This is a genomic window from Acetivibrio clariflavus DSM 19732, assembly GCF_000237085.1.
Taxonomy (GTDB): Bacteria; Bacillota; Clostridia; order Acetivibrionales; family Acetivibrionaceae; genus Acetivibrio; species Acetivibrio clariflavus.
Genome location: NC_016627.1, coordinates 2197630 through 2219210, shown reverse-complemented (window position 1 = coordinate 2219210; position 21581 = coordinate 2197630). Strand labels below are relative to the sequence as shown.

General features: G+C 37.8%; 17 protein-coding genes and 2 tRNA genes. 13 read left to right on the top strand and 6 right to left on the bottom strand.

Annotated elements, in window-relative coordinates:
- Positions 1 to 124 precede the first annotated feature (124 nt).
- Positions 125 to 388, bottom strand: a complete 264-nt coding sequence (locus CLOCL_RS09385) for a hypothetical protein (protein ID WP_144687026.1) — start codon at positions 386 to 388, stop codon at positions 125 to 127.
- Positions 389 to 588: 200 nt separating this feature from the next.
- On the opposite strand from CLOCL_RS09385, the gene CLOCL_RS09375 reads away from it, so the two are divergent.
- The 3 genes from CLOCL_RS09375 to CLOCL_RS09365 all read left to right on the top strand — a co-directional run bounded on the left by CLOCL_RS09375 (position 589) and on the right by CLOCL_RS09365 (position 3290).
- Positions 589 to 1741, top strand: a protein-coding gene (locus CLOCL_RS09375; protein WP_027622199.1) for an IS3 family transposase whose coding sequence is annotated in 2 segments (ribosomal slippage) — positions 589 to 855 and positions 857 to 1741 — 1152 coding nt in all. Because the reading frame shifts where the segments join, the coding sequence is not laid out codon by codon here.
- Between the two features lie 264 nt (positions 1742 to 2005).
- Positions 2006 to 2635 (top strand): stalk domain-containing protein, encoded by a 630-nt coding sequence (locus CLOCL_RS09370; RefSeq protein ID WP_014255106.1) that lies wholly within the window; start codon positions 2006 to 2008, stop codon positions 2633 to 2635.
- A gap of 409 nt (positions 2636 to 3044) precedes the next feature.
- A complete protein-coding gene (locus CLOCL_RS09365; protein WP_014255105.1) occupies positions 3045 to 3290 on the top strand; it encodes a MerR family transcriptional regulator in 246 nt (81 codons plus the stop codon).
- Positions 3291 to 3467: 177 nt separating this feature from the next.
- On the opposite strand, the gene CLOCL_RS09360 is transcribed toward CLOCL_RS09365, so the two are convergent.
- From CLOCL_RS09360 to CLOCL_RS09350, 3 genes are all read right to left on the bottom strand, one after another.
- Positions 3468 to 3800, bottom strand: a complete 333-nt coding sequence (locus tag CLOCL_RS09360) for a hypothetical protein (RefSeq protein ID WP_245532866.1) — start codon at positions 3798 to 3800, stop codon at positions 3468 to 3470.
- Between the two features lie 114 nt (positions 3801 to 3914).
- Positions 3915 to 4370 (bottom strand): hypothetical protein, encoded by a 456-nt coding sequence (locus tag CLOCL_RS09355; RefSeq protein ID WP_014255104.1) that lies wholly within the window; start codon positions 4368 to 4370, stop codon positions 3915 to 3917.
- A gap of 36 nt (positions 4371 to 4406) precedes the next feature.
- On the bottom strand, positions 4407 to 5003 hold the full coding sequence (locus CLOCL_RS09350; protein WP_011837858.1) for a recombinase family protein: 597 nt from the start codon (positions 5001 to 5003) through the stop codon (positions 4407 to 4409).
- Positions 5004 to 5446: 443 nt separating this feature from the next.
- Here CLOCL_RS09350 and CLOCL_RS09345 point away from each other — a divergent pair, with 443 nt between their 5' ends.
- The 6 genes from CLOCL_RS09345 to CLOCL_RS09320 all read left to right on the top strand — a co-directional run bounded on the left by CLOCL_RS09345 (position 5447) and on the right by CLOCL_RS09320 (position 15764).
- Positions 5447 to 5659 (top strand): helix-turn-helix domain-containing protein, encoded by a 213-nt coding sequence (locus tag CLOCL_RS09345; protein WP_041715051.1) that lies wholly within the window; start codon positions 5447 to 5449, stop codon positions 5657 to 5659.
- A 4-nt stretch (positions 5660 to 5663) separates the two neighbouring features.
- Positions 5664 to 8933: a helicase-related protein gene (locus CLOCL_RS09340; protein WP_014255102.1), complete on the top strand. Its 3270-nt coding sequence runs from the start codon at positions 5664 to 5666 to the stop codon at positions 8931 to 8933.
- A gap of 11 nt (positions 8934 to 8944) precedes the next feature.
- Positions 8945 to 9670, top strand: a complete 726-nt coding sequence (locus CLOCL_RS09335) for a DUF4391 domain-containing protein (protein WP_014255101.1) — start codon at positions 8945 to 8947, stop codon at positions 9668 to 9670.
- The gene (locus CLOCL_RS09330; protein ID WP_014255100.1) at positions 9667 to 11550 is read left to right on the top strand and encodes a site-specific DNA-methyltransferase; all 1884 of its coding nucleotides are present in this window, start codon (positions 9667 to 9669) and stop codon (positions 11548 to 11550) included. Before CLOCL_RS09335 ends, CLOCL_RS09330 begins: the two co-directional genes overlap by 4 nt.
- Before the next feature lie 16 nt (positions 11551 to 11566).
- The gene (locus CLOCL_RS09325) at positions 11567 to 14542 is read left to right on the top strand and encodes a type III restriction-modification system endonuclease (RefSeq protein WP_014255099.1); all 2976 of its coding nucleotides are present in this window, start codon (positions 11567 to 11569) and stop codon (positions 14540 to 14542) included.
- Positions 14543 to 15383: 841 nt separating this feature from the next.
- Positions 15384 to 15764: a helix-turn-helix domain-containing protein gene (locus CLOCL_RS09320; RefSeq protein ID WP_014255098.1), complete on the top strand. Its 381-nt coding sequence runs from the start codon at positions 15384 to 15386 to the stop codon at positions 15762 to 15764.
- Between the two features lie 170 nt (positions 15765 to 15934).
- Here the strand turns inward: CLOCL_RS09320 and CLOCL_RS09315 are convergent, their stop codons facing one another.
- The gene (locus tag CLOCL_RS09315) at positions 15935 to 17050 is read right to left on the bottom strand and encodes a DNA methyltransferase (RefSeq protein WP_014255097.1); all 1116 of its coding nucleotides are present in this window, start codon (positions 17048 to 17050) and stop codon (positions 15935 to 15937) included.
- 53 nt (positions 17051 to 17103) lie between these two features.
- On the opposite strand from CLOCL_RS09315, the gene CLOCL_RS09310 reads away from it, so the two are divergent.
- Together CLOCL_RS09310 and CLOCL_RS09305 are read left to right on the top strand one after the other, a co-directional pair.
- On the top strand, positions 17104 to 17313 hold the full coding sequence (locus CLOCL_RS09310; protein ID WP_014255096.1) for a helix-turn-helix domain-containing protein: 210 nt from the start codon (positions 17104 to 17106) through the stop codon (positions 17311 to 17313).
- A gap of 110 nt (positions 17314 to 17423) precedes the next feature.
- Positions 17424 to 18944, top strand: a complete 1521-nt coding sequence (locus CLOCL_RS09305) for a tyrosine-type recombinase/integrase (RefSeq protein ID WP_014255095.1) — start codon at positions 17424 to 17426, stop codon at positions 18942 to 18944.
- A 42-nt stretch (positions 18945 to 18986) separates the two neighbouring features.
- On the opposite strand, the gene CLOCL_RS09300 is transcribed toward CLOCL_RS09305, so the two are convergent.
- A tRNA-Leu gene (locus CLOCL_RS09300) sits at positions 18987 to 19073 on the bottom strand.
- A gap of 336 nt (positions 19074 to 19409) precedes the next feature.
- Between CLOCL_RS09300 and CLOCL_RS09295 the strand changes: the two genes are divergently transcribed.
- Together CLOCL_RS09295 and CLOCL_RS09290 are read left to right on the top strand one after the other, a co-directional pair.
- Positions 19410 to 19485, top strand: a tRNA-Lys gene (locus tag CLOCL_RS09295).
- A gap of 801 nt (positions 19486 to 20286) precedes the next feature.
- Positions 20287 to 21510: a hypothetical protein gene (locus CLOCL_RS09290; RefSeq protein WP_014255094.1), complete on the top strand. Its 1224-nt coding sequence runs from the start codon at positions 20287 to 20289 to the stop codon at positions 21508 to 21510.
- The last annotated feature ends 71 nt before the right edge of the window (positions 21511 to 21581 follow it).

Here is a 21581-nt window from a genome sequence, read left to right as displayed (position 1 = left end):
TCCCAGATAATCACCATCATAATCCTTTCCAATATGTGATATATAAGCAATACCTTTTTTATCTATAATAATTTTATCACACCAGGGTTTCAGCTTTACTTTTTTAATAAAATTACCTTCTAAATCATATATCCACAGGTTGTCGTCTGAGATATATATTTGGATCAGTCATTTTTATTTCCCCATTGCTTGTTATATAGATTTTGCCGTTTGGACTTACTTCAAGGTCTCTTGCAATATATCCAATATCATCGCTTATTATTTCCATGGTTAATGAATTTCTATTAATTTTAAAAATATGATTATTAGGTACATCATTATATAGACATTCCCTTGCACCTGCAGATACGCAATAAATGTAATCACCTAATATACCAGAGCCATACAAACCACCTTTAATATAAAAGGGGCAATCATAATATTCATCCGTTTCATAATTTACAATTCTAACAGGAGTTCCCAATGGCTGATTTAATGCATTTAATTGAGTAAGTTCGACAAATACTCTATTATTCTCTATGTCGTTTATCTATAATGATACCATAAATTAAGACAGACAAAACGGTCAAAATAAGTTAGAATAGAAATATGAAAACGAGAAGAAAGTTTACACCAGAAGAAAAAGCAAAAATAGTGATTGAGGTCTTAAGGGAAGAAAAGACGCTGAATGAGATAGCTGCCGAATATGAAATTCATCCTAATCAGCTAAGTCGCTGGAAGGCAGAATTTATAAGCAATGCAGGCAGAGTTTTCAGTAAGGAAACTGATGAAGTAGAGAAGGTCAAACAGTCGTATGAGAAGGAGAAGGACGAACTGCTTAAGCAAATTGGCCAACTTTCATATGAAGTTGCCTGGCTTAAAAAAAAATCTGGCCGACTCTAAGTCCCGGGAAGACCGCATGAAGATGATTGAGAGAGAAGAAAAGAAATTAAGCATAAAAAGGCAAGCTGAACTGTTAGGTATTAATCGTACAAGCCTTTACTACAAGCCAGTACCGGTAACAGATGAGGAATATCTAATAAAACGTATTATTGATGAGGTATACACGGTTCATCCGGAATATGGCTATCGCAGGATGACAAATATCCTACACCGGGATTACCACATACAAATCAATAGGAAGCGTACACGGCGATATATGAGGGAAATGGGGATTCACGGTTTCTGTCCCGGGCCTAATCTTAGCAGACGTCTGCATAACAAATATTTGTACCCGTATTTGCTAAGAGACTTAAATATAGATCATCCCAACCAGGTATGGTCTATAGACATAACATATTGCCGTCTTAAACGTGGATTTATGTATATGGTAGCTATAATAGACTGGTATTCCCGGTATATTGTTGGATTTGAGTTATCAAATACTTTAGATAGGACATTTGTATTAGAAGCGATAAAAAAGGCAATCAAACGATATGGTAAACCTGAAATTATGAACAGCGATCAAGGTAAACAGTTTGCCAGTGAGGATTACATAAAATTACTAAAGAGTAATAATATAAAAATTTCAATGGATGGGAAAGGACGAGCCTTGGATAATCAAAGGATAGAGCGTTTTTTTCGAACTTACAAGTGGGAGATGCTTTATCATGAAGATTGTGAAACGGGTCAGCAACTTCGGCAAAAAACGAGGGAATATATTGAATATTATAACAACAAGAGACCACATCAGTCACTAGGCTATAAAACGCCGTCAGAATATTATTTTGGGATTAACAAAGAGATTAAGGCAGTAGTATAAAACCTTGGGGCTCTGCCCCAAACCCCGTCCTCGCCGGAAGGCAGCCGGTCTGTCATAACAGACCGGGAATCAAAAGGATATATAACCATTGGATGTCAAGGGGCAAGATGAACTCGCATATGCTCGCCTTTGACATCCATCCGACAGAGTACCTTAAGGTAGATATTATACAAAAACATAGAAAGGAGAATCTAACTTAGAAAAGCTAAAAATTTGTCTTGACAATGGGGGTCATTATAATGTATTGGTATTACCGCTGATACAGTGATTAAAGATGTTACAGTTCAAATTAATTCTGCTGTAAAATACAAGTTAAATGGTAATGAGTTTATTCCCAAAAATGTTGATGGAAGTAAAATGGATACCTTAATATATAACGGAAGGTCTTATGTGCCGCTTAGAGCAATTGCAGATGCCTTCAAAGTTGCTGTTGATTGGGATGGAGCAACTAGTACTATAATACTTGGAGAAAGAGAAGGTAAAGGTGTTAGCTTGTTAGATCTCAAACCAAGACTCGAGGATTTTTTCTATGATACAGAATATCTTGTAATTACATCTGATAAGGATGCTCTGACATTTCACGGTGATACTGAAGTTGTTTTTAACTTTGGTATAGATTCAGTAAGTAAAAGTAAAAGTGCTACTAAAATTTTTGTTTCCTTGGAGAAAAAGTTCCAAACCCTGAAGTTTTATACTTGGACCACAGATAATGATGGAAAATTGGTAATTTGGGATACAACTAACAAAAGCAGTATTGAATTAAAAAGATTTGATATTCCAAAAAACGAACTAAAAGAAATAGAAGTTAATGTAGGTGGCGTAGATAGTTTACTAATAGAGTTTGGGGGATATAACAAAACAAAATTTGTTATTGCTGAGCCGTACTTAAAATAAAACTCGGATGCTGAGAGATGAATATCGCTAATAAAAACAAAGGATTTCAGTCGATGCTGAAACCCTTTGTTTTTTGGTGCCGAAGGTCGGACTCGAACCGACATGGTATTGCTACCGCTGGATTTTGAGTTCTATCAGTCAAAAAGAACCTTTAGGAACGGAGTGGAACGATTAGGAATTTAGAGACCGAGAAAACCGCATAAAATCAAGGGTTGCAGGCAGCTTCGAGGAGTTTTATCCGACCATTACGGGCTTCCTTGAAAACCTGCATTTTGAAACAAAAATTTCCCTTTGGAGGGATATTAGGAGGGATGTGGAGGGATACTCCCCACCCCCTCCAAAGAGCAATCAAAACATGTAATAGTCAGCCACTACCACTGACAAATAATTTTAAAAGGAGCTGACTAATATGGTGAAAAACAGAGCCTATTACAAAGAGCTGTATAAGGACTATCCTGATTTAGTGACACTTGAACAATTTCGTCAAATGCTTGGAGGTATCGGCGACACCACTGCACGTAAGCTAATAAGAGCCAATCGAGTCAAGCACTTTTACATCCGGGGTAGTTACCTGATTCCGAAGAAAAGCGTTATCGACTATGTGTTGAGCGACCACTACGCTGAATACAAGCACTCACTAAAGGTTCAGGTATGATGGCGAAAGACCTTACAGGCGGTTTTATCCGACCTGTAAGGTCTTTTGTTCTACGGCAGTTTCAGAATTAAGGGCCTATGATAAAAACATCATAGGCCGAAAGCTAAAAACCCCTAATATATTAAGGAAGAAATTTTTTAAGCAGGAGCATTTTATCCGCAGCTCCTGCTTTTCATATTAACCTGTCAGCAGTATCATAGCCATTATACCCTCCGCATCTCGACCGTCAAGGAATTTTTCAAACTCTCTGACAACTGTTTTTAACCTTGCTTCTGCGTAATCTTTCGTAACGCACAGCCAGTCATTATACTCAATTGAAGATGCTGTATTGCTATCCCAGCAATACTTCCAGCCTGCGGGCAATGGTCCCAATATTTCGCAAGATAAACTGACAGCAAGAGTTAAAGTTATCTGTAAACGGTATGTATTTGGCTGGTTTTCTGCGAAGTAGAACGTCAGCATTATAGGGTTGAGACCCAGATTATCGAGTCTCTCGGCTATACCAGCCAAGACCGCATCCAGTAGCACTTGACGGTATGTTTGACATGTATGTTTACTATCTACGATTTTTCTACAAGTCAGGCAGTAAGCCCTTAAAGTTTGGACGTCCAGCACATCCATAGCCTACACCCCCGTGAGTAGTAGCATCGCTTTTACTGCTGCGGGGTCCTTTTTGCTCAAGAACTTCTCAAACTTCCGTGCAACAGCACGTACTCTTTCTTTTGCTCTTGCCCCTACATAGCACTCAAAGTCCAAGTATCCGAGCATACAGATTTTATCCGTCTCCTCATCCCATCCATAATACCAGCCTGTGGGTAAATCCCCCAGCACCGGCTGACACACTTGACTTTCAATCTCAATTTGCACCGTCAGCAGGTATTCAATTTCGTCGTCGCTCTGTTTAGTAGCGGTCCAAACTGCACAAGTTGGTGTAATACCCATATCATAGAGCCTGTCAACAATGCCAGTCATCTCCTTATCCACGGCTGCGATTTTATCGGATGGACAGGGGTGATTATCACGTAGATGCAGTGGCACATACTCCCGGCACTCCAAGCAATACAGTGTTGATTTAATCACACTTAACGACCTCCCTTAAATCAGTTTTATTGGCTTTTATTCGTTGCACTCGTAGATTGTACGATACTTATAAGCTGTCTGCCTGCTAATACCACACAATCGAGCAAGCTCAACGAGTGTCAGGTCTCCGGCCTTGTATTTTGGATAGTGCCGGATGAAATTAGCAGGCAGATTATCCAGCGATGTTTTAGGTCGGCCTATCTTAACACCTTTGGCCTTGGCATTTTGCATACCACTCTTGACCCTCTGGCTTATCAGGTCAGCTTCCAGTTCGGCAAATACTGACCACATCAGCAGCATCCCTTTTGTCATCGGGTCATTTTTGCCGCAGTCGATTACAATGCTGCCTATTACAAGTTTTATCTGCTTTTCTTGTGCCAAATCAATGATTTCGCATAGCTCTTTCGTAGACCTTGAAATCCTTGAAACCTCGGTTGTGCAGATGGTATCACCGACATCTAATTTCTCTACCAGTCTCGACCATTCAACTTTATTTGGTTTGCGTCCGCTTACGTATTCCCAGTATATGTTTTCGTCTTGCACTCCGAGTTTGCGTAGTTCCCGTCTTTGCCGGTCGATGTCCTGTCTGGTCTCGTCAGTTGAACATCTGCAATAGCCGTATATCGTTCCCATAACACCAACCTCCCTTAAAATAGTCTGTGTCAAAGAAAAGGTTATTTTAATTTCTTTGACAATTGCTCTTTTCCGCTAATCTCGAAACCCTTGTAAAATCAATATTTTCATTTCTCACCAGCGTCGATTGTATCGGGCTTCCCTGTGTAAACGAAAAGAGTTCTTTTATTTGACATAAAATTACCGTACTCTAATACCTATAGTCAATAGCCTTTTTCAAGTTTTATCCGATTTTATCGTGTTTCCTGCGGCATTTAGTTTTTACCTTTTTATCAAATAATTTATATAAAATTCCTTGCGGGCAACTATCGAGTTCGCTTTTGGAGTATTGACTTTCTTAAAGTGAATAGAAACCTCTGGAATAAAAAGCTAATCAATTCTTGCAATTGTTCGCACGTTGGAATATAATAAATTCATGGACTTCCGAAACGGAGGTGTTTATGATGGATTATTTATCAGCAAAGGAAATAGCTGAGAAGTGGAATATTTCAAGACGGAGAGTTCAGATACTTTGTGAAGAAGGCAGAATACCGGGCGCATTCAAGCTTAGTGATGTTTGGGTTATACCCAAAGATGCGGAAAAACCTGCAGACAGACGTAAGGCTAAGAAAAAAACAGTGAATGGAGAGGCAGATAAATTAGTGTCGGGGGATTGATTATATGAGGTCACCTAAGGTTTTGGATAATAAAAAATATAGGGTTATAGATGAGTTAAAAGCGGAATTATGTAAAGGTTCAAAGTTATCAATCATATCAGCCTACTTTACCATCTATGCTTATGAAGAACTTAAAAAGGAACTTAGTAAGATAGATAGTATGAGGTTCATTTTTACCGAGCCTACTTTTGTACGTAAGGACCAGGAGCTTTATAGGGAATATTTCATAGTTCGTCACCCTGAAAAAAAGATATCTGGCAATGAGTTTGAAATAAAGCTAAGGAATGAAATGAAGCAGGCGGCCATAGCCAAGGAATGTGCCGAGTGGCTGGAAAAGAAAGCAGAAATAAAATCTCTAAGACGGCCAAATCCTGCTCAGCCAAGACTGGTTTATATAGATAATCCTGAAGATAATGTTTTAATACATGGAACTGTTGACTTTACTACTGATGGTTTGGGTATCACTCCTTCTAATAGATTAGACTATAACATGTGTATGTATGGTAAGGAATATACTATTGATTTTTTACAGTCCTTCAATGAACTATGGGAGGATGATACTGCTGTTCAAGATGTTAAAGAAAAAGTTCTTGAACAAATACGAATTCTTTATAAAGAAAATACTCCTGAGTTCATCTACTTTGTTACTCTTTACAATATTTTCTATGATTATCTTGACGAGCTTACCGAAGATAACATTGTTAAAAGCCGTACAGGCTTTAAGGAGACCCTAATCTGGAATAAGCTTTATAAGTTCCAGAAAGACGCCGTTATGGGGGCAATTGATAAGCTTGAGAAGTACAATGGCTGCATTATAGCTGACAGTGTGGGATTAGGAAAAACTTTTACTGCACTGGCTGTAATTAAATACTACGAACTCAGAAACGATAGGGTTCTTGTACTCGTACCCAAGAAACTTCGTGAAAACTGGACCATTTATACCCAAAATGATAAACGCAATATTTTTGCTGCGGACAGGTTTAATTACGATGTTCTAAACCACACTGACCTTAGTAGGACAAATGGCTATTCTGGTGAGATTAATCTTGCCACATTAAACTGGTCAAACTATGACCTTGTCGTAATAGATGAGAGCCACAACTTTAGGAATAATCCACCGGTGAAAGGACGTGTGACTCGGTATCAGCGCTTGATGAATGATATTATAAAATCCGGTGTTAAAACAAAGGTGCTTATGTTGTCAGCAACCCCTGTGAACAACCGGATGAATGATATCAAGAACCAAATCGCTTTTATAACTGAGGGCAGGGATGATGCCTTCAAGGATGTGGGTCTTGATAGTATTGAATTTATTCTTAGGAAAGCGCAAACCGTATTCAATAGATGGTCTGAACTGCCTGAACACGAAAGAACAACTGAAACATTTGTCAATATGATGGATACTGATTATTTTAAGCTTTTAGATACGGTAACTATTGCCCGTTCCAGAAAGCATATAGAAAAATATTATAACTTAGAGGAGATAGGCAAGTTTCCAACCAGACTACCCCCAGAGAACAGATATCCTGCAATTGATGCCAAAGGTGAGTTTCCGCCTATAGAAGATATCAATAGACTTATAAAAAAACTTACCTTGTGTATCTATTCACCTTTGGCCTATGTGCTTCCTGAAAAAAGAGCTGCTTATGAAGATAAATACGATATGGTAGTAGGCTCAAATAATAGTGTTTTTAGACAGACGGATAGAGAGCAAAGTCTTGTCGGTCTTATGCGTGTTGGTATATTAAAGAGATTGGAAAGCTCTATCAATTCCTTTGCTTTAACCGTTGAAAATATCCTCTATAAAATAGAAAAGGCTATCGAAGCCGTAGAACAAATGCAATTTGACTATGATGCAGAATTAGATATCAATGATATTGATATAGACGACCCAGAGTTTGACAGCCTTATGTTTGGCAACAATGTAAAGGTATTACTCCAAGATATGGACCTAATAAAGTGGAAGCAAGATCTATTGTTAGATAAGGACAAGCTGGAAACTATTTTATTGGAAGCTATGAATGTTACACCTGATAGAGATGCAAAGCTGCTAGAACTTAAAACCCTTATAGAAAACAAAATTCAAAATCCAATAAATCCTGAAAACAGAAAGGTTATCGTATTTACGGCCTTTGCAGATACAGCCCGATATTTATATGAAAATCTAGCCGACCACTTTGCAAAAAAAGGCATTTATTCGGCTATTGTAACTGGTAGTGGTGATAATCATTCCAATTTACCTATATCAAAAGAATTGAGAAAATCGATTAAAATATCAGATATAAATACTATATTGACCTTGTTCTCTCCTATCTCGAAGGAGTGTTCTAAGATATATCCCGAAGTTAATGAATATATAGATATACTTATTGCTACCGATTGTGTATCTGAAGGCCAGAACCTGCAAGACTGCGATTATTTGATAAATTACGATATTCATTGGAATCCGGTCAGAATTATACAACGATTCGGGCGTATAGACCGTATTGGTTCAATTAACCAATCTGTCAAATTAGTAAACTTTTGGGCTACCAAGGACTTGGACGAGTACATAAACCTCCAGCAGCGTGTCAGAGGCAGGATGGTTTTATTGGATGTGTCTGCCACAGGTGAGGAAAATATTATAGAAACAGACTCTGGCAAAGAGATGAGAGACCTCGAATACCGTAAGAAGCAGCTTGAAAGGCTTCAGAAAGAGGTTGTGGACTTAGAAGATATATCGGGAGGCATATCGATAACAGATCTGACCTTTAATGATTTTAAGATTGAGCTTATGGAATATATGAAAGCCAATAGAAAGCTTTTAGATGAGGCGCCAAATGGAATGTATGCTGTTGCAAAGATAGACGAAAGCGTAAAAGATACTATAAATCCAGGAGTGATTTTTACCCTTAGACAAGTCAAAGGGAAACAACAAAGCAAAGAGCAGAACCCTCTATTTCCCTATTATATGGTTTATATCGCAGATGATGGGGAAGTAAAGCTATCTTTCCTGCATGCTAAGAAGATACTGGATTTTTATAAAAAACTATGCTCCGGACAAAAAGAAGTATTTAAAGAGTTGGTAGAGGAGTTTAATAAAGAGACCAATGATGGTCGTAAAATGAAACATTATTCCGATTTGTTGGAAGCTGCTATTGAAAATATTATAGGCAAGAAGCAGGAGATTGGAGTGGCCAGCCTCTTTAGTAAAGGCGGCACCACCATGCCGAAAAGAACCTTTGATGGTATTGAGGATTTTGAACTGATTACATTTTTGGTCATAAAGGGATAGGGGTAGTAGCTATGGATACTTACAAATTTCTAAACATTCCGGATTCCTGCTTTATTGGTAGCACTATTTACAAGAAGTTATTTTATGAAAATGCAAATTTATCTACTAGTGATAAATCCTTGTTTACAGATACCATAAACAAGGTAGTATGGCTCTACTGCCTTAAACCTGAAACAATAAATATACCGGCATATAAGGATGAAGTAAGAGAATATCCGGAAATTGAAGTTATAGAAGTTATTTTAAATAAAGAATATGGGCTTAACAGAATAGCTGAGATTATTATGAGGACTATCCCCTACCCTATGCTGCTGATTTTTAAGCTGGAAGATAAAATACGGTTTTATATGGCTCACCAGAGGACAAGCCAAAGTGACAGCAGCAAGAATACCATTGAGGAATTTATCTCTACTGACTGGTTAAGTAATGATAGTGCTTTATTCGCTAAGCTTGATATAAAGCAAATGAGGTTTACAAACTTCTATACACTTTATAGTGATATAGTTGACGCTATCAGTATTTATAATCTATCAGCCATTATGCCAACAGATGACACTGTAACTGGTGCCAAGGCAAGAGAACTCTCAGCAAAGATAGAAGATATAGAGCAAAGAATTGCAAATCTGCGATCTAAGCTCAAGAAGGAAAGCCAGTTTAACCGCAAAATGGAGCTAAATATAGAGATTAAGAAATTAGAACAGAGAAAAAATAAATTGCTTGGAGGCGATAACGAATGATAGAAACAACTCTTACGGGCAAAACCCCGGACATAGGGGAAGAAAATATCAAGAAGTTAATGACCATGTTTCCTGAAGTTGTTACAGAGGGAAAGGTAGATTTTGAAAAGCTGAAGCAACTTTTAGGTGAATATGTAGATGATAGTAACGAACGCTATAATTTCACCTGGAACGGTAAAGGACGAGCCTTGCGTTTATCCCAAACACCTTCACTGGGAACGTTAAGACCATGTAAAGAAGAAAGCAAAGACTGGGATACAACTCAGAACCTTTACATAGAGGGAGATAACCTTGAGGTATTAAAACTTTTGCAAAAGAGCTACCATAGCAAGGTTAAGATGATATACATAGACCCACCCTATAATACGGGTAAGGACTTTGTTTATCCCGACGACTTTCACGACAGCCTTGAGAATTATAAGAAACTCACAGGACAAGTAGATAGCGAAGGCAATAGAATAAGCACAAATACAGAAGCAAGTGGACGCTATCATACGGATTGGCTTAATATGATGTATCCGAGACTAAGATTAGCAAGAAATCTGCTTACGGAAGACGGGGTTATTTTTATTAGTATTGATGATAATGAGGTGCATAACTTAAGGAAGATTTGTGATGAGGTGTTTGGGGAAGATAATTTTGTATCTGCCTTTATTAGAAAAGGTAGTGGTGGTAGACAAGACAGCAAACATTATGCAATAGTTCACGAATATATTCTATGTTATGCAAAGCAGATTTCACTTTATATATCAGGGAAAGAGTTGAAAGAGGATGAGAATTATCCGTTTTACGATGAGGTTAAGAAGTTAAAGTATAAAACACAACTATTACGAAAATGGGGAGAAAATAGTAAACGCACTGATAGACCTAACTTATTTTATCCTATTCCAGACCCGGATGGTAATGACCATTTTCCAATGCTCCCTTCAGGCGAGGAAGGTTGCTGGCGTTGGGGTAAAGAAAAAATGTTTGAAGAAATAAAGAATGGGAGAGTAGAGTTTAAAAGAAAGGATGGAGCTTGGATTGCATACGAGAAAATTTTTGAACCAACCTCTGATAATCCAAATACAAAGCTATTTACCACTATTGTTGATGATATAGGTTCCTCATCAGGTGCTGGACTATTAAAGCAAATATTTAATGAAAAGATATTTGATTATCCAAAACCTGTGGATTTAATTAAAAGAGTTATTAATTTTGTAAATATAAAAGATGATGATATAATTCTAGACTTCTTTTCAGGCTCCGCTACCACCGCCCATGCCATAATGCAACTTAATGCCGAAGACGGTGGCAACCGCAAATTTATTATGGTTCAGCTTCCTGAGCCTACTGATGAAAAATCTGAAGCCTATAAAGCAGGTTATAAAAACATTTGTGAGATAGGCAAAGAGCGTATCCGTCGTGCAGGTGAAAAAATCAAAGAAGAATATAAAGATAAAGAAAATATAGAAAACCTTGATATTGGCTTTAAGGTGTTTAAGCTTGATACCTCTAATATCAGAAAGTGGCAGCCGGATTATGATAATTTAGAGCAATCTTTAATGGACTATGTGGACAATTTTGTGGAAGGCAGGACGGAATTTGATGTTGTTTATGAGATAATGCTTAAATATGGTCTTGACCTGACTTATCCAGTTGATGAGTTTACGATTGCCGGTAAGAAAGTCTATTCTATTGGCTATGGCATGCTGATGATTTGCCTTGATAATGAGATTACAACAGAGGTTGCTAAGGGTATTTTGACAAAAATAAAAGAATTATCACCTGAAAGCAGCAGAGTTGTATTTAAGGATAATGGATTTAAGTCAGACAGTAACAAGACCAATATCAAGGAAATTCTTAAATCTGGCGGAATTGAAGAGTTTATAACTATATAGGGAGGTATGGTCTAAAATGAAGTTGAAATTTGATAAAAACCTAGAATACCAACAGCAGGCCATAGCTTCCGTTGTGGATTTGTTTAGAGGCCAAACGCCTATGCATACTAATTTTACCGTATCAGCTTATAATGGACAAATAGGCCTGTTTGATACAGAAAACGGTATAGGCAACAGGCTTGAACTGGATGAAGAAGAGATTCTTAAAAATTTGCAAGAAGTCCAGCTTAGAAATGGCCTGCCACAAACAAAGTATCTAAAAGCCGGCGAGTATGATTTTGATATAGAGATGGAAACCGGTACAGGTAAGACCTATGTTTATTTAAGGACAATTTTTGAACTCCATAAAAACTATGGGTTTTCCAAGTTTATTATTGTTGTTCCCAGTATTGCCATTAAAGAAGGTGTGTATAAGACCTTACAGATTACAGAGGAACATTTTAAGGAATTATATGATAATACAATTTACCACTACTTTATATATGATAGTAGCAAACTGGAACAGGTAAGAAGTTTTGCGGTAAGCGATAATATCGAGATTATGGTTATAAATATTGACGCTTTTAGGAAGAGTTTTACAGACCCTACTAAGGAAACTAAGGCTAATATTATTCATAGGACAAATGACAGATTAAACGGTATGAAGCCTATTGAGCTTATTCAGGAGACCAGACCCATTGTTATTATAGATGAGCCACAATCTGTAGACACGACTCCTAAAGCCAAAGAGGCTATTAAGTCCCTAAATCCATTATGTATATTTCGTTACTCAGCTACTCATGTGGAAAGGCACAATCTGGTTTATAAGCTGGATGCAGTAGACAGCTATAATTTAGGTCTAGTTAAACAGATAGAAGTTGCCGGGTTTACAACTAAAGACTACCACAATAAAGCCTACTTGAAGCTTTTATCTGTAGACAATAAAAAATCTCCTATAACAGCCAAAATAGAGATGGATGTCAAAGATAGAAGAGGTGTGGTTAAACGGAAAGCGGTAACGGTTAAGCGTGGAGATGACCTTTATGAAAAATCCGGAGGGCGTGATGTCTATGAAGGATATATTATTAGCGAGATTTATTGTGAAGAAGGGAACGAATACGTTGCCTTTACAAGTAAGCCGGATATTTTACGTATAGGTAAACCTATAGGAGATGTGGACGACCTGGCCATAAAAGAACAGCAGATTAGAAAGACAATAGAGGAGCACTTAGATAAAGAACTGGTATTAAACAAGCTGGGAATAAAAGTGCTGAGTCTGTTCTTTATTGACCGTGTGGCAAATTATCGCTACTATGATGAAAATGGGAATCCTCAAAAGGGTATCTATGCAAAGCTCTTTGAAAAACATTATAACGACCTCATAAGACTGCCTAAGTATAATACGCTGTTTAAAGATATTGATTTAGATACTACAGCCGAAGAAGTTCATAATGGCTATTTTTCAGCGGATAAGAAAGGTGTCTTAAAAGATACCAGCGGTTCTACGCAAGATGATGAGGATACTTACAACTTGATTATGAAAGACAAGGAACGTCTTTTATCTTTTGATACTAAACTTAGATTTATTTTCTCCCACTCAGCATTACGTGAGGGCTGGGATAACCCCAATGTGTTTCAGATATGTACCCTAAATGAAACACAGAGCGAGGTTAAAAAGCGTCAAGAGATTGGTCGTGGCCTGCGTCTTTGTGTTAATCAGGAAGGAGAACGTCAGTATGGTTCTTTTGTAAACACATTGACGGTTATCGCTAATGAAAGCTATGAGGAATTTGCAGCTAAACTCCAGAAAGAATACGAAACTGAAAGCGGCATAAGATTTGGCATTATTGAAACTCATTTATTTGCCAATATTCCGGTAAAACAAGAGGATGGAAGCATAAAGTATTTAGGACAGGAGGCTTCTGAGGCCATATTCAAAGCATTTTTAGATAATGGCTATATTGATGAAACAGGTGAAGTGCAAGACAAGCTGAAAATTGATATAAAAGACAACAAGCTAAATGTACCGGAAGATTATGAACATGTAAAAGCTGATATTACGGCTCTTGCCAGAAAAGTATGTAGCGGACTTAATATCAAGAACAATAGCGATAAAAAAGCTATTAAGCTTAATAAGCGGGTCTATCTTGACCCTGAGTTTAAAGAGCTATGGGATAGGATAAAATACAAAACTACCTATTCTGTAGATTTTGATAGTGAAAAGCTAATCGATGAATGTTGTAGAGAGATGCAGAAAAGCTTATTTATAAGTTCACCAAAGCTTATATATACGAAAGCAGGGCTTGATATTAGTGCAGGTGGCGTTGTGGCGGAAGAATCAGATAGATATGCTGTTGCTTTGGATAACCAACAGGAAAATCTGCCTGATATTATTGCCTATCTTCAAAATGAAACCAATTTAACCAGAAAAACCATTGTGGAGATACTGATAAGAAGCAATACTCTCCACCTTTTTAAGAAGAACCCTCAAAAGTATATGGAGCAGGTAGCGCAAATTATCACTGCTAAAATGAGGTTAATGATAGTTGATGGCATTAAATACACGAAGATAGGTAACGACGAATATTACGCACAAGAACTTTTTGAAAGTAAGGAACTTATAGGCTATTTGTCTAAAAACATGATGGAAAGTAAAAAATCAGTATATGAATATGTGGTATATGATAGTGCCAACGAGGAGAAGTTTGCCAGAAGCTTTGAAAACAATAGCAAAGTTAAGTTGTATGCAAAACTTCCCGGCTGGTTTACCATACCCACTCCCTTAGGCAGTTATAATCCTGACTGGGCTGTACTAATTGATGCGGACGGCAAGGATAAACTGTACTTTGTACTGGAAACCAAAGCTGATACTATGTTTGATGCTTTGAGACCAACGGAAAGAGCTAAAATTGAATGCGGGAAGAAACATTTTGAGGCTTTAGGTACTGAAGTAGGATTTGAAGATATAGATAGTTTTGAAGGATTTATAGAGGAGAAAGTAGTAGTAAAGTAGTTCTTTTAACAGGCGCTGCAATATTTGATAAAACAATAAGCATAAAAGAATTATTAGATGAATTGTGAGTTTCGTCTTTATTGAAAATTAATCCTTTTTAAAGTCATATAAATATCCCTTAGCAGTCTATTTTGCTAAGGGGTGTTTTTTAACCATTATTTTTCGAGCGTAAGCAGCCCTTCACAAGGTTTTTACAAACCGAGTCGACCAAAACTCAAGACTATAATTGCAAAGCGATTGTAAAGCGATTTTAAGCATTAAAAACAATGTATAAGCGTGTTTTATACGGTCGTGTCAAGATAAGATGAGTATTGCCAGAATCTTAACTATGTTGTGTAAATAGTTCAAGTTTTTGTCCCCTCATCCTTTAAATTCCCAAAATGTCGGCTGGCTCATCTTAAACTATTCTAAATAGATTACGGGCTATGGTATTGAATTTTATAATCACATACACCTAAAACAAATATTTAACTCTGGATTTTAGCATCGTTTTATCCGTCGCCCGCAATAAGCCCAATATGATGGGAAAACCACGGAATTTTTAAATTTATTTTTTGGCATATCACGGATTTCATGGAACCAGTGGATTATCATGTAGGACGAAGAAACCAGCAGGTTTTATTGACCGTTTGAGTTTCGATTAAAGCCGTTTTAAACATCAAGTTACCAATAAACCTTACAATTGAGGGATTTTCCGGACGGACGATAACACAGACGATTAGGCCGGTTTCTAATCCAATCGTAGACATCGGCATTATCTTCGTACACACGCAATGCGTGCGTAAAGATTATTGACAAAACACGCATTGCGTGTGTACAAAAAATTCAAGGATGTGATTATATGTCTCGAATTCGTGAAGTGCGTAGACAAGCAAAGCTTACGCAAAAACAACTTGCAGAGCATTACGATATACCGTTACGCACATTGCAAGACTGGGAGACGGGCAAACGTAAGCCACCTGAATATATAATTAACCTACTATTGCGATGTATCGCTGCCGACTTTAGCGTAACCCTGGAAGAAAAGACGCAAAGTAACACTGATAAAAAATTTTCGCTTACCTATATTGACGGAACTCCATTAAACACAGAAGATGAAATGTATGTAATGGCTGAACGAGAAGCTAAAAAGCTGGTATTAGTTAATAAAGACAATGGGGTTGAAACATACCGTTGTTCTAATGGATTTACCTTTAAAGTAAAAGTCATGAAGCGTAAATAACTAAAACCTCATCCGTAGTAGGATGAGGTTTAGATTTTTGCTTTGAATTTGATAACAAATCAGGTCTTGCAAATATTTATAATGGGTCAATTGCAGGTGGAGGTACCAAGAGTGAGTGTGGAGACAGAGGGGCTTATGCAGGCGATTGTCGTAAGCCCGTAACGCAGGTTTTATCGGGCGTAACCAAATAGTTGACGCACTCTGCGTAAGGTTGTCTTGACGGCATTTTCGTCCACATCAGACTCGATAAACTTCCGCCCAAGCAGCACTGCACAGACAGCAGTAGTACCCCCGCCGACGGTCCAGTCAGCTACGGTATCTCCGGGGTTTGAAAACCGTTCTATCAATTCAGAAATCAGTTCTTCCGGTGCTCCCCACTCATGGTAGGTTTTATCCGTAGCACTGCTGCTATTAGGTCGATTTATGTAGTCTGATACAATATCGCCGTCGTAAGTCCCCTTGACATACCAAAGCACAAACCTGACCTTGCTCTGTATTTTTAGCCTGCTTACGGACGCAGGAGAGCCTTGCGGCAACGGGCATGTCAGGAGCCAGTGATAGCGTAGCCTTTTATTCGCTGATAGTGCATTTATAATATCAGGCAAGTGGCTGCCTCCGGTAAGCACGAGTAGGCTTCCGCCGTCACGCAATTTATCGGCTGCGACCCTGCTGATACCTTCGCATATGGGGATTGACGTCCTATCCCAAGGCGGGTCACAAATACAAAGGTCAATGCTTCCGTCCTCAATCCAATCAAACTGTTCAACGTGCCTAACGTCAGCGACCCTAATATCAACATCGTCCAAAGATATAGTTACCCTTGCGTCTTTACGCTGTTGTCTTTTTTCTCGTGCTAAATAAGCCTGTGCAACGCACGGGCTTTTTATCTGCGGGTGAGCCTGCATATAATCAAGCACTTCAATGTTTTTGATGGCTCGCAGTCCCCGGGGATTTAATGTTTCCAGCAATCCTTTATTAGCCTGTATATACGGGTGGTTCATCCACTCGTTATCCGCTGTATTTGACAAGTGGTCGAATCGACCACTTTTTTGCATTTCCTTACGTACTCGACCGACCGTGCTATGTGATACTCCAAGAGCTCGTGCAATGCTTCTATCCGATAGATTCCAAGCAGATTTGAGGTACTCCCTAATCTTTATTTGTTTATCAGTTAATTTTGCTATGCCTATCACCTCCCATACGCAGATTTTAGCATAACTTGCGTATATTAGGCCAGTCCCAATTATTAGGCCGGTGTCAAGTTTTATTCGCAGGAACCCCCGCAAAATCAGGCCTCCCTCAAAACATCCCAAAACATAAGGGTTCCGGAGGTGATTTTATGCGGGATGAAGTTCCAAACAATACTATCAATGTTACATTTGCGGACTATCCAGATGTATTGGATGTGCAGCAAATGAGCCAGATGCTTGGCATCAGCACCAAAACTGCCTACAAGCTATTGCGGGCAAACAACATCCAACATCTAAAAATCTGTCGAATCTATAAAATCCCGAAAATTAGCGTGTTACGTTTTATCGGCGTTGCTTAATCGTAAAAATCCAATGCGTTATACGTTGTTGGCAGCCAATAATATCGGTATACTATAGCTTGTCAGTGGTAGGTTGGCTGCTATCAACTAAAGGAGGGGTGAGTTTTATTATGATAGCAGGACACTTGCGTGAGAAGAACGGATACTACCACATAATACTTAACTGGAAGGACGGTGATGGTAAAAGACGGAGCAAATCAATTAGCACGGGCCTGCCTGTAAAGGGCAATAAGAAAAAAGCCGAGGCTATGTTATTGGAGGCTCGTAAGACTTTTAAGCCGGAGGATATTGCGTCAGGTAAGAACACTCCGTATCACGTCTTTTTAGACAGATGGCTAAAGGACAAGATGAACGACTTTGACGAAGAAACTTACGCAGTATACAGCCATAACGCCAGAGTTTTTATCGGTCCTTACTTTAAGAGCTTAAATTTGCAGCTCCACGAGATAAGGACCTCAACACTGGAAGCCTACTATAACCATGAAAAGACGAAAAACCATGCGTCTAAAAAGACCATCTTGCAGATACACGAGATTATTACATTATCGTTAAACTACGCAATAGAGCTTGGCTGGATTGAGAGCAACCCAGCAAAAGGTATTAACCCTGCGACAGATGAGGTGTCGGTTTTATTCGTGGACTTTTTATTGGAGTGGTTGGAGATGATGCGGACCAGAGTCAGGGAGACCACATACGCATCCTATAACAGTGGCATCAGGCAGAGCATAATCCCCTATTTTATGGACAAAAAGCTGACACTGACCGATATTGAGGAAAACCCCAAGTATTTGCAGGACTTTTATCAGCACGAATTAAGTAAGGGACTGTCGCCTAATTCGGTGTTAAGACGTCATGCCAACATTCGCAAAGCCTTGCAGCACGCTTTTCATCTGGGTTTAATTAAATCTAATCCAGCCGACAGGATTGAGCGTCCTAAAAAGCAGGATTACACTGCATCCTACTACACCGATGAGGAGCTTGCTAAACTTTTCAAGGCTGCAAAAGGTGACCCCTTGGAGTTACCCATAGTTTTAGCGGCTTACTATGGTCTGCGTAGGAGCGAGATAATAGGGTTAAGGTGGGATGCGATTGATTTTAACCCAGATGACCCGAAAATAACAATACAATTAACAGTGACAGAGGTCAACTTTGGAGACGGGCAAGGCAATGTTATTATAGAAAAGGAGGGAACCAAATCAAAAGCCAGTAAACGCACGTTGCCGCTGGTCAAGCCAATCGCAGACTTACTGTTGCAGAAGAAAAAAGATATAGAGAATAACAGGAGGTTATGCGGTAGTTGCTACAATGGCAAATACTTGGACTTTGTTCACGTTAATGAGATAGGAGAGCGAATGAAACCAAACTATATATCACAGCATTTTGCACTTTTACTGGAGAAACATGGGTTAAGGAAAATCAGGTTTCATGATTTACGACACTCATGTGCGAGCCTGCTATACGCAAACGGTGTAAGTCTCAAGCAAATACAGGAGTGGTTGGGGCACAGCGATATATCCACGACAGCCAACATATACACTCATTTAGACTATAACAGCAAAATTGCTACGGCAAATGCAATCCTGCCAGTTTTATTCGACCAGCAGGAATCAACTGATGAATTAGAGAGATAAAAAAAATCCCCTTACACAAGGGGACCAACGCTGTCTTTTAATTGGTGCCGATGGTGGGAGTCGAACCCACACTCCCTTCCGGGAACACGATTTTGAGTCGTGGGCGTCTGCCAGTTCCGCCACATCGGCACGTTAACTATTTAGTTTTATCCGACCACTTACACACCCGAGGAAATTGGAGGGATGCTGTGGAGGGATATTCACTTATCATATTCGCTGAAACCCAGATTTATCAAGGTTTACAGCTTATACGAAAAACCTTCACGCATTGGATTTTGAGTCCAGTGCGTCTGCCAATTTCACCACTTCGGCGTGTTGCTTGATTATAATAACATATACATAAAAATAAATCAAGACTTTTTTTAAAAAATTTTTTAAGGCCGGGTAAAAAAATTTTTAAAATTAGTATTGACATATAATGAATTTGCTTTTATAATGATTAAGTGTTCGGGAGATACGAAATATGCGCCATTAGCTCAGTTGGTAGAGCAACTGACTCTTAATCAGTGGGCCTGGGGTTCGAGTCCCTAATGGCGCACCAGATTTGAAGAAATAACATCCACTTTCTAAAACAAACGAAAGTGGATGTTTTTGTATATTGATGAATTACAGTACTTGTTAAAATTTTTATTCTCGGTATTATTTATTCAGTAAGAATTTTATTAAACACTTCTATTGTGTAATTTCCTATTTTTAATGAAATTAGTTGCAATTCATGATTTTATCGGATTTTTTTCTTCTTAAAAAGGTTTTAAAATGCTAACACATTCGTTACATTTCATAGGTTCATTATACTTATATTCGCTTCATATAAGACTAAATCTTGATTCAATCATTTCTTAAGTACCTTCTGAGATAATTTACATTTGCTTTTTCTTTACAAATTGAATATCAAATACAGTCATAAATCGATTTTTCATCGAAAAAGCGAATTTTACGGTTAAACGGAAAATTAACTAAAATGAATATAAAAATATATTATCAAGAAGGATTTATAAATTATAAGTCGAAATATGTTGTTTATACACAGTACGGAGATTATTGGAATGTCTGATATAATTTGTGATAGTAAAGGATAAAACATTTTTCAAGTCGATTAAGATATAGTATATTTTATTATATTAAAACAATGAGTTCAGATAATGAAGAAAAATATTGCTCAATACAAAATCTATTGTGCAAAAAAAATTATGATTTGAAAATGAGAATGTACAGTTCGAAGCTTTGCAAATAGAAAATTGTCTATTTGAGAGTTTATTTACTATGCAAACTGATTAATGAAAAGTAAAATTTAAAAGATATAATAAAAATAAATGAGAGAATGTAGAAAAGGAAGGTAATTATGAAGAAAGCAGCGATAATAATGATTGCAATACTTATTATGACCGGGTGTTCTGCTCGAAATATACATAAACAACCGGATACAACTACTGTTGCACCTGTTTTAACAACCGGAAATGAAGAACGAGGATTTGCAACGCAGGAGCCTGGTGAACAATTGACAGCTCAACCGCAAACAACGGATAAAAAACAGTCAGCTATTGAAACAGAATGGTTTGAAGGTGCTATAGGAAATTCAAAGATACACGCAAAGTTTGAGTTTTCTGATAAAGATGTTTACGGGGTGTATTATTATGACCAATACAAAACAGATATAAAACTGGAAGGCTCTATTTCGGATTTTGCTGAAATGAGAGATTTTCAAACCGTTTCCCTTACAGAAGATACGGATAAAAAAGGTAATATTGTTGGTTGTTTCAGATCGAAGGATTATTTTCAAGGGTACTGGAAAAGCGGAGATGTTATATATCCAATGTATTTAATTAGAGAAGGCTCGGATATAACTTCTCCAAAGCCACCTAGTGCAGAAATTATGAAATTTGACGGACTCTGGACTGGCAAAAGCTCAAACTATTTTGCCGGCTCAGAAGCAGATATAAAAGTATTGTTCGATGATTTGATTCATTTTGAATTAAATGCTTTCAGCGGAGCTAACAGTGGATGGCTAAGCAGTTTTGCCATTGTAGAAAATGGTTCTGCAAAAGCAGTATTTAAGGATACCACCTATATAGGAGATGATGAAAATGTTTTTTTTGAGTTTAGAATAGAAAATGACTTATTGAAATTAAATTCAAATAGGTATGATTATGGATGTGGAGCAGGTGTAGGATTTGATTCCGAATATGTGTTTGGGAAGAAAGAAATTTCTATGCCTACGGCATTGGATGTTGGAATAGTAGAAACTGAAGAACAGGAAAAAGTGTTCAGAGAACTTGTTGGTGACCGATATGATGATTTTATCAGTTATACAGTATATGTGGGTTACTCAGAAGTAATGATGGACGGAGAAAAAGTTAAGGCAGGAGCTTCCTCTTTGAGGGGTGCACATGGAAATTGCTTTTATATTATCTCTCCTAAATATATATATGCAGCTATTGTTGGTTTTAATGAGATATATTATTATACCAATGATAAGAAATATGCAAATAAAATTCCTGAACCCATGGCAGAATGGGCAAAGGGTATAGATAAGATAATATATAAATCAACTTTCGCACGTGAATAATGTGCACTGAACATTGAAAAATCAATAGATTTGGGCAATAAAAAAGTACAAGAACCCCCTTCTATGTGATA